At 45.5% G+C, this 12,523-nt stretch carries 10 protein-coding genes and 1 pseudogene; 7 read left to right on the top strand and 4 right to left on the bottom strand.

The genetic code is table 11. From position 1 onward, the window contains the following. Window positions 1-127 (top strand): transposase (locus tag RIG27_RS21290; RefSeq protein ID WP_446348468.1); only part of this gene is annotated, 127 nt, incomplete at its 5' end. Between the two features lie 45 nt (window positions 128-172). Here RIG27_RS21290 and RIG27_RS21285 read toward each other — a convergent pair. Beyond that, window positions 173-2,791, bottom strand: coding sequence for a DEAD/DEAH box helicase (locus RIG27_RS21285; protein WP_446348463.1), 2,619 nt, complete (start codon window positions 2,789-2,791; stop codon window positions 173-175). Window positions 2,792-2,855: 64 nt separating this feature from the next. Then, on the bottom strand, window positions 2,856-3,098 hold the full coding sequence (locus RIG27_RS21280; RefSeq protein ID WP_283363020.1) for a hypothetical protein: 243 nt from the start codon (window positions 3,096-3,098) through the stop codon (window positions 2,856-2,858). Between the two features lie 120 nt (window positions 3,099-3,218). On the opposite strand from RIG27_RS21280, the gene RIG27_RS21275 reads away from it, so the two are divergent. From RIG27_RS21275 to RIG27_RS21265, 3 genes are all read left to right on the top strand, one after another. After that, the gene (locus RIG27_RS21275; protein ID WP_446348461.1) at window positions 3,219-4,313 is read left to right on the top strand and encodes a DNA sulfur modification protein DndB; all 1,095 of its coding nucleotides are present in this window, start codon (window positions 3,219-3,221) and stop codon (window positions 4,311-4,313) included. 163 nt (window positions 4,314-4,476) lie between these two features. After that, window positions 4,477-4,998: a hypothetical protein gene (locus RIG27_RS21270; protein ID WP_446348459.1), complete on the top strand. Its 522-nt coding sequence runs from the start codon at window positions 4,477-4,479 to the stop codon at window positions 4,996-4,998. Next, a complete protein-coding gene (locus RIG27_RS21265; RefSeq protein WP_446348457.1) occupies window positions 4,995-5,711 on the top strand; it encodes a hypothetical protein in 717 nt (238 codons plus the stop codon). Before RIG27_RS21270 ends, RIG27_RS21265 begins: the two co-directional genes overlap by 4 nt. Before the next feature lie 16 nt (window positions 5,712-5,727). Here the strand turns inward: RIG27_RS21265 and RIG27_RS21260 are convergent, their stop codons facing one another. Together RIG27_RS21260 and dpdA are read right to left on the bottom strand one after the other, a co-directional pair. Further along, window positions 5,728-6,552, bottom strand: a complete 825-nt coding sequence (locus RIG27_RS21260) for a hypothetical protein (RefSeq protein WP_446348455.1) — start codon at window positions 6,550-6,552, stop codon at window positions 5,728-5,730. Window positions 6,553-6,637: 85 nt separating this feature from the next. After that, window positions 6,638-8,785 (bottom strand): tRNA-guanine transglycosylase DpdA, encoded by a 2,148-nt coding sequence (gene dpdA, locus RIG27_RS21255; RefSeq protein WP_446348453.1) that lies wholly within the window; start codon window positions 8,783-8,785, stop codon window positions 6,638-6,640. Between the two features lie 330 nt (window positions 8,786-9,115). Here dpdA and RIG27_RS21250 point away from each other — a divergent pair, with 330 nt between their 5' ends. The 3 genes and pseudogenes from RIG27_RS21250 to RIG27_RS21240 form a co-directional block, all read left to right on the top strand. Beyond that, complete coding sequence (locus RIG27_RS21250) at window positions 9,116-11,209, top strand: amylo-alpha-1,6-glucosidase (protein WP_446348466.1); 2,094 nt, start codon at window positions 9,116-9,118, stop codon at window positions 11,207-11,209. Between the two features lie 30 nt (window positions 11,210-11,239). Next, the gene (locus RIG27_RS21245; protein WP_446348451.1) at window positions 11,240-11,452 is read left to right on the top strand and encodes a hypothetical protein; all 213 of its coding nucleotides are present in this window, start codon (window positions 11,240-11,242) and stop codon (window positions 11,450-11,452) included. 95 nt (window positions 11,453-11,547) lie between these two features. Further along, window positions 11,548-12,513 (top strand): annotated as a pseudogene (locus RIG27_RS21240) (cytosolic protein); the annotation flags it as partial. Window positions 12,514-12,523 lie beyond the last annotated feature (10 nt).

Genomic DNA, 12,523 nt, shown 5'->3' with positions numbered 1-12,523 from the left:
AGCCTGTGCTTGTAGGTCAAGTGGCTCAAAGCCAAGTATGTGGACTAGAAGCTTTTTTTGTTCAACGGCGGGAAATGTCAGTAGTGAGACGGTTAAGCGTTACATTGAAAATCAGAAGACCAGATAGTTTGGTCATCTCCGTACCTCCGATGACCCGCCTTATATCCCACACCTAAAAGGATGTGGGTTTTACGGCGTTTCTATAACGGCGCGTGATTTTGCCAGGAGCCAATTCTAAGAAAGCAAGAGAAATATCCTCGTTTGCCCCAGACCAGTTTTCTGGCTCCCCGCCTCCCGAAAACATAACCCGAACTGTAGGCAGATTGATTGAGCTAAACAGGTTGTCTGGTAAGTCTGGACAAATCTGGAGCAGATTGTTGTTTTTTCCAAAGTTATAACGGATATCATCTTCAAGCATCCGTCTTTTAAACCAATCCCATATCTCTCTCCAATTAGGGTGAACTTTTTGAAACGATTTGCCTGTTACACACTTGTAAGCGTACTGAAGTTTCTGCTCAATCTCGGATTTATCCAACTCCTGCTGTATTTCGTCCAAATGCTCTTCAACACTACTGAAGTTTCCCTGGAGTAAGTCTCGCCGTTGTCTGAGACGCGCCAACTCGTCAAAGATTAGGGCAATGGTTTGAAACTGCTGCACAAAGTAGTTATCGACGTTGAGAGGTGGGCGGTAGTCGGAAGGATTGTAGAGGAGTTGCGGGTTCTGATAATAGAAGGCATCCTTGTAAGAGTTTTGCGAGAGGGTGACCGCAGTGATAGGACGGTCTTGGAGGGAACGACCAGCCCTGCCCTTCTTTTGCACAAAGCTGGCTGGGTTACGAGGGGCGTGGTGCTGCATTACAAATTGGATGCTAGCGTCGTCGTAGCCAACTTCTAATGAAGTAGTAGCAAAGATGATGTCTTGCAGCAGAATTTCGATATCTCCTTTACCACTACCGCTGTACACTGGAAAAGGCATTGAAGTGAGCGATCGCGCTTCTGTTCCGGGTTGGCGTTGTGTGGAGTATTGATCGGGGTCTTCAGCATCAAAGTACCAATATTCACCATCCAGAAACTCTGGAGAGGTTAGTACGTCTTGGCTGAAGTTAAGTCGCTGAAGTCTGTAGCGTGCTAGATTCCTGTTTGTTTCGGCATCGTGGAACTCAAGTGCTAACTTTTTGACTTTACTGATAGAGTCTTGAAACACGAGGCTTTTGAACTTAGGGGGTTCTTTCCCATCACTGTCTCGCCGACGCATATTGTGGGCGATCGCCATGATCGTCTGGATTGCTGTCGAGGCATCTCCTACAGGTTTGCCACGCGAGTATGTTTCTGGGCGAATGAACAGGAAATACTCTCGTCCCTGAGCATCTTCCATGTCCTTCTGTTCATCTGGTGAAATCTCATCTACATACGGAACCCCGCTAAGTTCCTGCCAAAACTTTTGAGGATTACCAATCGTTGCACTCATCCCCAACATCAGTGGGTATTGCCAAAATTCTCCATCATACGAATGCATTGCCTGTTGTAGTCGATGGCGTAAACGGCGAATCAGCAAGCCAATCTGAGCGCCGTGTATAGTGTCATAGAGGTGAATTTCGTCGAATACAACAGCTCGTGGAGCGCAGAAATTTGGTGGAAAATCTCGGCGAGTCGGTAAGCCGAAGAAATCATTGAATGTAGGGTCTATCAACCACCGATGCAGCATTTCAGTGGTGATAATTAGCACATCTGGTGGATTGCTTTGAATAGCGCTGCGCGTAGCCTTAAAGCTCTCTAACTCCCAACTGTTGTCAGCAGGTGTTAGGGTACATTCACCCTTGGCTAGATTGATTGCATAGACGGGATCTCCATTTGTGTCTGTGAAGTACGGGAGTTGGTATTTCTCATCCTGCTTTTTCCAACGTCCACGTTGGAGTTTTCCATCTTTTTTATATCCATTACGCAGTTCCTCGTCATTTAATGGAGTGTCACCAAAGGCAATTCCTACAGTCAAATCTTGATTCGATACTCCACTCCTTGCCATTCTATACACTTGCTGGTTAATGAAGGCTACATACTGGCTGAGTCGCTCTAACTGATTTTTGGCTAAAGTCTGCCTAGGATAAACTAGGATGATTTTACATCCCACAATATCGTTCATCTTCTCCTGCAAGGCTCCAAGTAACAGAGGAAGTAACGCAGCTTCAGTTTTACCACTACCAGTGTTGCCAGTAATTACATATCCCTGTCCCTTACGCTGGAAATATTTCTGAGTGATTTGCTGCAATGCCCGTTCTTGCACGCTGGTTAGTTTTACTTCGTCTAGTTCTTTGTTTAGGGCTTTACAAAAACCATTTTGAACAACTTTGCGAGCGTTATCTAGATGCTTGAGTCTAAGATTTTTACTGTTTTTAAATAACTGTTTAATAATTTCTTTAAACTTAGTCTTACGCGCCAACCTGCGGCGATCGGCAAACTCAACACGGATGGATTGGATTAGATAAGGTGCGCTTTGGGCATCATTGGGGCGAAACCGTTGCTTAACATTCTTGAGGAGTCGGACAATCTCGCTAATTCGTGAGCGATAGTGGTTCTCATCCAGCTTCAGCACCCACCTTTGCTCTTCTAAACTGGCTAACCCTTCTTCTAATTCAGCCTCGTCCAAGTTTTCACACTTTTCTTGGGCACGCTGTATTATGTCAGCCTTTGTGACATAGGTTTCGTAGAGACCAAAGTTAATCCGCTCCTGCTCAATATCCTCTAGATGACGCAAAATGAGTTGGTCGGTGTTTTTAGTGTTGGGACTTATCATTTTCTAGGGTAAGTAGATTGCTGAGGCGATTCAAAGTTAGCCAATGTCATACCGTCACCACCGTCTAGCTGCCGTCAATTCTTTTCTTACCCATGTTTGAACGGGCAACTCTGCGATGCTCTAGTAACTCACCTAAAAGCTGACTTTGCTTGTCAGGGTTCTCCCAATCATTGATGAATCTTTTCAGAGCGACGCTGATCATATCCTGGACAGTAGGTGCAGCACTTTGGTGTTCGCTTTCAAGTGAAAGCCTGATTTGGCGCAGCGTTTCGTAAAGTTCACCCGGTACGCGGACTGTTGAAGACAAGGTTGGATTGCCTGAAGGGGGTCTCACGCATTCTATTCCCCTTGACAGAAAGGTAGCCACCATGTATACATGAGTACAATGTAAAAGAAAAGAGTTGCTCCCCTCTCAAAGGAATCAATAATGGAACTTGTACTCCGGGCTGTGCCTATTCGTCGGGGTTCGCAGGATGAACATCAAAGCTATGTTGCTAGTCTGTTTTTTGGCGATATCGCCCGACTGCTTGATGATGGTCATCTCTACGTTCCCCATCAGCCAGATTTACCAGACTTCGCCCAGCGCAAACCCAACGCTACACGAGTTAAAGCGATCGCACGCTATATTCTGGAGACTTACCAGGATGGTACGACGTTTTTCCCGCCGATTTGCGTCAACGTTCAACCACCGCCAACCTACAGAGACGGCAGTATTTTTCTCCCTTATCACTCGGTTACTCTGCGCCTAACCGACGGTCAGCATAGATGTTTTGGTATCCGTCAGGCGCTAAAAGATATCCAGAAAGAACAACCCCAATATCTACCAATCCTTTCCCAACTCGAAGTGGGAGTCCTCTTATATGCTGGACTGTCATTGGAGGAAGAACGTCAAGCCTTCCGCGACCAAAACCTTTTAGTCCAAAGACCAAGCGTTTCACTCGCTCACTATTTCGACAAGCGATCGCCTACCGTTTTAATTGCCAAAGAATTAATCAAGCGAGTTCCCCAGTTCCGCAACAATGTGGAGATGGTTGAGAATGGCTTGGGTAAACACAATCCCAAGTTAATGACCCTTTCTACCTTAGTATTAGCAACCCGAAATGCTTTTCCAAATCTGAAATCTAAGCAGGATTTGGAGCCTAAAATTGATTGGCTCGCAACATTTTGGGCAGCAGTCGCAAGCGTTCTGCCTAATGATCCCTGGAAACTGACCAGCAAAGAGGAGCGCTGTGTGCAAAGACAGGAGTCACTGGCAGTAACAGCTATTATGTTCCAGGCTTTGGGAATGCTAGCTCGTGACTTCTACTTAGAGGGTGTGCCAGAGGAAGAGTTTGTTAAATGGTTGGCGAGACTACGGGAGATAGATTGGCAGCGTTCTAACGACTTATGGCGTGAGCGAGGAGTAATCCAAATTGGCGCGACTGGAGAACCGATTATTTCTAATACGAAGACAACAGTAGATGCGTGCCATAAGGTATTGCGTGAGTTTGTCGGTATTGCGCCTGTGAGCGGTGTTATATGAGTAGACAGTGGATTTTGAGTAAAAATAGGCGGATTGGTTTACTTGTGTGGAACAGCAAGTCTTATGATAGAACAGGTGTCGAGTTGTTCTGTGCGAGTTGAATCGCCCTCTTTACCTTCTAAGAGTTCAAGATCGGCAGGTCGTTAATGCCATCCTGACAGAGGTGACCCAGAAACACTTGAACGATGCCGAAACGCTTTGGGAACCCCAACTTCAGGGGACTGGAGCCGAGGATGAGTACTGGAATTGGGTCGCTAAGAGTCGTCGAGCCAAGCTGTTACCTGGAGATGAGCTATATGCGATTGAGTGTGATGGCGTTACTCAAGGCTTAATGACCATCGACGTTTTGAAAAAGCGCTGTCAGATTGAATCTCAATTCAGACGTCGATTAGTTTACATTAGAGCGCTAGCAACGGCTCCCTGGAATAGACCTGCGATTATGAATCCTCCAACTTACAAAGGGGTTGGCGGAAACTTAATTGACTTTGCGATCTGCGCTTCGCAGCAGCGCTTCGCTATCGCGCGGAGTTATGAATTAGCCTATCAAGGCAGAATCGGCTTACACGCTCTGCCAGGTGCGTTAGGATTTTACAGAAAGCTGAGAGTGGGTCTACTCGATTGCGGTTGCGATCCTGAAGATCCTGACAATCTCATTTATTTTGAAACTCTACAGCAAGAACCATGACTCAATCGTTCCCCACTTCTAATCCCGAAGCATCAGCTTCGCCAAAAGAGCAACAAACCACACAATCCCACAGGATGACCGATAGTGAGACTCGTTATCAACGCCTGATGGAACTGGTCGAGGCTGAAGATGCCTCTAATGGGGAAGTTGGTTGTGGTCGGGATTGGGGAGAACGGCTTCCCGTCTATTTAAGAACCTGTGGTATCAATATCTCCGATGACAAGCTGAGAACCCTGCTGAGAGAACATCTTGGTAATGTGTTAATGGAGCGGGACTTTGACTCGATTATGACTCAGGTCAACCCCTTCATCGAATCGGTGGTGGTGCAGGCACACAGTCAATCAGGATCTCCCAAACCCTCACCCACGCAAACAGAGCAAGTTACCGAACACATTCCAACAGCAGAACTCAGACAGTCTTTTCAATCCGAGTTGGGCGAATTTTTGAATGATGCCGATATCGAGCAAATCACTCAGTTCACCCATCAAGTCATTCACAAGGCTGTGCTTCACCCTCGATACACCTTCTCTGAACCCATCTGGGTGCTGAAAGGTGATGAGAAAATCTATATTGCTCAAGCTAAGAGAGTAAAAGAGGCGATCACTAAAGTCAGAGAGCAAAACCCTGAGGAACGTGGCGAACTGAAAGTCGTGAAAGTTGGAGGACTTTTGTCACCCGATCAGGTGATTTCCTTGGAACCAACTGAAATATGAGTTTTTAGGTCAAAGCTCACCCTAAACTCTCCTGTAAAGCATTTCGATGCCCAAATCGTTGCTGGTCATAACGAGCATCCCACCAAAGCCAATTGGTAGAATCAGCCCAAACATTATGCTTCCTCAAGACTTCCAGACGAGTTAATGCCAGACCTCCCAAAACAAATTCGGGTCGGCTCCAGGCTAGTAATTCATCCAATTCCTGAGGGGATAAACCAAACTTTAGACCAGTTGGCATGGTAGTATCAGCTTTCAGTAAACCTCCCAGAGCAATGTACTGATAACCCATATTTCGGTACGCACTGATCAGGGAAGCAAGAAAACTTCTGGGTGAATCGTAATGGGGTGGAAAAGAGTCCAACTGAGGTACTGGCTGTTGACGCCAATTGTAGAGTACCGCTCCGACCTGAACAACCCCAATCAAAGCATAAGCTCTGGGCTGACGCCAGTATTCTTCCCAACTGAGTCGGGCGAGATACAAAGACAGTAGTGGCTCTCCAATAATATCAGGAGCAAAAACGTAATCTGGACTGAAATTGTCGCAGCGAGCTAAATAGTTTTTTATTGTCTGGCGCAACTGTAGCTCATCTGCCAAACGCAATTCACGCACCCATCGATTATGGATAAACTCACAATAAAGTTGACAGTACCAGGGATTACCCTGATTTTCAAAAACACTGCTGTCAATGAAAAAGGGTTTATTCAGTTCGCGAATCCTCATCAGGAGTTTATTGTAGCAGGAGACAGGAGCGAGTATGCCAAAGTCTCCTTCTAGATTTTCTAATTTCTTCAATAGACCCGCCCAGTCTAAAGAGAAAACGGGTAAAAATTTTCTGGTCACCTTTTATTGCTCGCAAATGAATGACTTATCGGTTACCAACATTCATTCTAGCAATTTTATTCAAAAAACTATAAGATTCAATTGATTATTTGAATAACTCCTTAAACCTTTTATAGAAAACAAATGTATTATGAAATCCTCGTCTACGATTGCGATCGTTTCCTCGAAAAATCACAACGTCAATGCCAAGGTCTTGGCAGATTTGACAATCGCATGATTTCCAAGGCTTATCTGTCAAGAGTTCCCTGTACATCTTTTCATGTTTGCTCAAGCGTCTAGCTTTAGCTTCAGGGTTTACCTGACCGTCACGGGGCAATTCTAACAACTCGTCATAAGCTAACAGTATGTCTAGAGTTTCCTCTAAAGTCAGCTTTTCTGCATCAAATTCCCGTATAGCTTTGAGTGAGTTTTCTTCAAGCCGCTTCAGAGTTTCTCGATCAGATATCCCAGCTTCCAGCACACGCTTGACTCGCAAGCCTGAGCGTTCTACTGGGGGAATACGGACAGCCGCATATTGTTTGCCAGAGATAGTATGGTAATTGGCGGCTGAATCTAGCCAAGCACTCCGCAAAGCACTGGCTGAATCAAAACTCGTCACACCTAAATGACGGAAAGCTGGAGTCGCATTAATTCGTCCAACGCCAAACAAATGCATCCGCGTGTTTGGAGTTAAGTAGGGGGAAATGGCTTCAAGAGTTTCGATAATTTCGTGGCTGGGTGTTCTCGCAAGTCCTCCTAAAGCAACGTAATCATATCCCATGCCAATGATGTCCTTAACAGCTTTAGAGTATGAGTCTGGATTCCACCCTTGAGCTACACCAATAGGCGTAAAATGATAGTTTCCAGCTCTATGCTTTTGGATAAACTCCTCAGCATTCTTGAGGGTCAAATTATAGCGCTTTTCTTTCACTCCCGATTGAGCAAATAGTCCCACAATCAGGTGGTCAATGCTGACTCCATAATTGAAACCCAGTTGCTCATAGTAGTCCAGGATTTCGTCAGTCGTGTAAGGAGGTTCCGACTCTTTAATATAGCCGAATGCGCCACAGTCTCCCATTAGTTTGCCCGAAAAGCGTACAAAATAGTGAATTCCATTTCTTTCTATGTATTCTTTTTTTTTCTTGCTTTTATCCACAACTACTTTTGATACTAATACTCCGTCATAGTTGGGTAAATCATAAATCTGATGAGCGTATATATCATCTAAATATGTATCTCGATTAGCGGTGAAAATATCGGTAGTAAAATCATATCCTGGATCAACTCTGTCATCCCATTCTGGGATAAAATACTGCATCCCTAAATGCCAATTCGGAGCCTGGGGAAGGTCAGGGATAGGAAAAAAGTCAGTTTTTTTAGACAGCTTTTTTTTTCTAGTCTTAACTGACTTAACGGAATGACGCATTTTTGGCAATTCCAGAGGCAGTTCTAGTTGAACAGGTTCTTGTTCCATAACCTGCCTAAAGACTTCTGGCTCCTGGTAAACTTGTTGTAAGATCTGGGTCTCCTGGGTTACCCACTGGGCAAACCGCTTGAAGAGAAATCCTTTTAAACCGACCAATCCATAGCGATACCGTTTGGCTTCTACGTTAGACAGAGCAAAAACAAACGTCTTGGCTGCTAACTCGCGGATGTATTTGGCACTGGTTTTTGATGCTAAAAATACAAGAGTCTGGGTGGGCGAGGTTTCAACCGGAAGAGAGAGCGATCGCAAATAGTTCTTCCCCAGTAACAAAAATACCAAGTCGTAATCCGCGATCGCACGTTCAAAGGCTTGACGTATCCCCAAAACAGAAGCCCACTCATCCACCTGATAGCCTTTCATCCGATTGACGCTTCGACTCCGCTCAGCGTCAACACCGAGCGGAGTCGAGGTGTTGACGCTTCGACTCCGCTCAGCGTCAACACCGAGCGGAGTCGAGGTGTTGAAGGTGACTTGGTATGGCACGATAGTTCTGTCTTCAGGGATTAATCCATAACCCGCAGAAAGAATCACCACATGTACTGCTTCCCGCCCCAGAGACTGGCGCAGTAACTCTACTCCCTCCATTGCTCTGAGGTGCTGTTGCCCTGTGTACATCTGATTCGCAGGACAAGCGAATTTGGCTAACTCCGCCTCTCGGTGCTGGAGTCGGGCTGTATCCTTAAAATCCTCTAATGTCAACTGATTTTCAGATTTAAATCGCTTTTGTCCAGTACAAGAGGTAACGACTAAGACACGGGGCTGGCACATTGAATTTCTTAATCATACAGATATCGAGCATACTCCCAAAACACCCGAATCAGCCAGTACCATTTCGCGATCGCTCATTGACAGCAGGAGCCGTAACCCAACTAGCAAAGATGATGGGATTGCCTATTGGCTCAGTTCTATCGTTCTTTACGTCAAATTAGGGTGAAACCTTAATTTTTTCTTGGGTAAATTGATATAAAACGATTATTCGCTAAACTATACTACTTCCAGTAAAAGTATTGGGTTTTTAAGCTGGAGAAGCCGTGTCAAAGCAATACCAAAGCTTCTGCGACAACTGATTAGGTGTTCTGTTGGGAGAAAAACGTTGTGGTGCATTATTTAGATCGACGGGAATGGCTACTCACGAATGGATTAGGTAGTTTTGCCAGTGGTACGGTATGTGATGCTCGTACTCGCACCTATCACGGCTGGTTGATTGCTGCACTCGATCCGCCCCGACAACGGACGTTATTATTCTCTCATTTGGATACCAGTCTGGAGATCGGGGGCAAGATTTGGGCGCTTTCGACCAATTTCTGGAATGGGGGTAAGACTATTGATCCGGTAGGCTATCAATTTTTGCGCTCTTTCGACTCTGATCCTGTTCCTGAGTGGGTTTGGGGATACCAGCAGTGGCAATTGACACGTCAACTCGTTATGCCTTACGGGTTAGTTGAGGATGAAGAAGGGTTTCGGGAAACACGCCAGTTTTGCCACCGGATTCTGATTCAGTATCGCTATCAAGGTAGTGAGGTGGCAACCTTAAGGTTACGTCCTTTGATTGCCGATCGCAACTTTCATCACCAGCAATTCGACGAAGAAAATTTACAATTCTCTCAATTAATTGGACATCAATGCCTTTACCTGCAAGCCATGCGCCCGGATCAAGTGGGTACGCCTTGGCAGTTGGGTTGGAGTGTAGGGGAGTATCAACCGGATGAATTGTGGTATTGGAATTACTACTATCCTGAAGAAAACCAGCGCGGGTTAGGCGATCGCGAAGATCTCTATAGTCCTGGCTATCTTACTATTTCTCTGGAACCGGGCGCAACCGTTACCTTGGAAGCGCGGGTGGGATGTCCTCAAGATACAGCAGCGCTCCAGTTAAATGCTCAAGTGTTTGAGGCGGCGGTGCAAGGGGAAAAAGAGCGACAAAATCAGTTAGTGGCGACAGCAGCAGGGGGTGTAGGGGCGGGTTTGACAGATAACTTATGGCGCCAAACCAATAACTTAACTAAACCCGCCCTTCTAGGGAAAGCTGAGTGGGAGACGACTTGGCGTCAGTTACTCAAAGCGGGTGATCAGTTTATTGCCTGGTGCGCCTCGATTAGTAGTCCAACGGTGATGGCTGGCTATCCCTGGTTTAATGATTGGGGGCGGGATACACTGATTGCTTTGCCCGGATTGGCATTAGCGACAGGACGTTTTACTTTAGCCAGGGGACTACTCAAAACCTTTGGTAATTATTGTCGCGATGGTTTAATTCCCAATACCTTTCCCGATGCAGAGACTGATCCGATTTATAACAGTATTGATGCGTCTTTGTGGTGGCTGGAAACTTTGGGATTGTATTTGGAAATCACCCAAGATTGGGATTTTTTGATTGAGCAATATCCCACGGTGCGAAAAATCTACAAAGCTTATACCGCAGGTACTCGTTACAATATTCAAGTTGATGCTGTAGATGGATTGCTAACCTGGGAAGCGCCGGATGTGGCGATTACCTGGATGGATGTGGTGCTGGATGGTCAACCGATTACACCACGTCTGGGAAAAGTTATTGAAATTAATGCGCTTTGGTATTCGTCCTTATGTTGGATTGGTAAATGGACTGAAAAAATGGCAACGGGGGCGGTTAAAGATCGGGTGCGTTTGTTGCATCATACTCAGTATTATATCCAGCAAGCACAACAGGTAAAAACGTCATTGCAGCGGTTTTGGAATCCCGATAAAAAATACTTTTATGACACCATAGAACCCGATGATCACCGCAATGCTCAAATTCGCCCCAATGCGGTAGTGGCGCTGTCTCTGTATCATTGTGGCTTTGCAGAGAATCAAGCGCGACAGGCTTTGCAAGTAGCACGCGATCGCTTGTTGACTCCCTACGGTTTGCGAAGCCTTGATCCGGCTGATCCTGAATACATTGGTTATTATAATGGCGATCGCTGGCATCGGGATAGTGCTTACCACCAAGGAACAGTGTGGAGTTGGCTGATTGGACCCTTTTGTCGGGCGTGGAAACGTTTCTATCCTACACAACCGCTTCCCTTTGACTGGAAACCTTTGCTGGATCATCTTCAGCACCAAGCCTGTATCGGGTCTATTTCCGAGATTTTCGATGGAGACGAACCCCATCTCCCCCAAGGTGCGATCGCCCAAGCTTGGTCTGTGGCAGAATTAATTCGTTGCTTTAGGGAATAGGGAAGTAAGTAGGTGTAAAAATTAAAGTTAATGGCGAGGATTGTCATTCGTCATTTGTCATTCGTCATTTGTCATTCGTCATTTGTCATTTGTCATTCGTCATTCGTCATTCGTCATTTGTCATTCGTCATTTGTCATTCGTCATTCGTCATTTGTCATTCGTCATTTGTCATTTGTCATTCGTCATTTGTCATTTGTAGGGGCGGGTTTAGGGACTTCATTCACTTTGTTCCCATTAACTGAACAACAAAACCCGCCCTAACCCCACCATTAACTCACGCCGAAGTCCGAGGTGTTCTCTAATCTCAACCGTTCACTTGAGTTTTGTCCGACTACTTATGACGCCAACTCCAACCGATTACGATAGCCCCTGGAAAGATGCCATAGAAAACTATTTTGAAGACTTCATCGCCTTCTTTTTACCTGAAGCGCAGCCGGAAATTGATTGGAGTCGCGGTTACGAATTTTTAGATAAAGAACTGCAACAAGTGGTGCGCGATGCTGAAGTAGGGCTGCGTTTAGCTGATAAGCTAGCCAAAGTTTATTTACTTACGGGTGAAGAAGCTTGGGTTTTAATCCACATTGAAGTTCAAAGCCAGGAAGAAACGAACTTTGCTGAACGGATGTTCGTTTACCATTACCGAATTTTTGACCGTTATAAGCGCAATGTTGCCAGTTTAGCGATCTTGGGAGATGAACGTTCTACCTGGAGACCTAATCACTATGGTTATCAGTTATGGACAAGTGAGATTCAGTTTAACTTTCCCGTGGTGAAGTTGCTAGACTATTCCCAGAGGTGGTCAATCCTTGAGACTTCCCGCAATCCCTTTGCTACCGTCGTCATGGCGCATTTACAAGCCCAAGAAACTAGGAATAATAGAATTAGGCGGAAATCATTAAAACTGGCTCTAATTCGGGGATTGTACGAACGGGGCTATGAGCGAGAAGATATAATCAACTTATTCCATTTTATAGACTGGGTAATGAGCTTACCTCAAGAGTTGGAAAAGGAATTTTGGACGGAATTAGGTCAGTATGAGGAGGAAAGGAGAATGCCATATATTACCAGTGTTGAAAGGATTGGAATTCAAAAAGGTCGTCAAGAAGGTCGTCAAGAAGGTCGTCAAGAGGGAGTCAGAGAAGGATTGCTGGCAGGAATTGAATTGGGCTTAGGCTTGAAATTTGGCAGGGAAGGGTTAAACCTATTCCCGGAAATTTTGCTAATTCAGAATGTGGAAAACTTAAGGGCAATTCTTACAGGACTAAAAACCATAAATACTCTAGAGGAACTGCGTCAGTTGTGGCATAAGACTG

The sequence above is a fragment of the Coleofasciculus sp. F4-SAH-05 genome (assembly GCF_040222985.1).
GTDB lineage: Bacteria > Cyanobacteriota > Cyanobacteriia > Cyanobacteriales > Coleofasciculaceae > Coleofasciculus > Coleofasciculus chthonoplastes.
The sequence above is the reverse complement of the archived record's forward strand: the minus strand, read 5'-3'. Positions and strand labels throughout refer to the sequence as shown.

Excerpts from the sequence above, each read along its gene's own strand:
- RIG27_RS21245 (WP_446348451.1), top strand. The coding sequence starts at position 11,240 with ATGGCGAGGATTGTCATTCGTCATTTGTCATTCGTCATTTGTCATTCG.
- RIG27_RS21265 (WP_446348457.1), top strand. The coding sequence starts at position 4,995 with ATGACTCAATCGTTCCCCACTTCTAATCCCGAAGCATCAGCTTCGCCA.
- RIG27_RS21275 (WP_446348461.1), top strand. The coding sequence starts at position 3,219 with ATGGAACTTGTACTCCGGGCTGTGCCTATTCGTCGGGGTTCGCAGGAT.
- RIG27_RS21285 (WP_446348463.1), bottom strand. The coding sequence starts at position 2,791 with ATGATAAGTCCCAACACTAAAAACACCGACCAACTCATTTTGCGTCAT.
- dpdA (WP_446348453.1), bottom strand. The coding sequence starts at position 8,785 with ATGTGCCAGCCCCGTGTCTTAGTCGTTACCTCTTGTACTGGACAAAAG.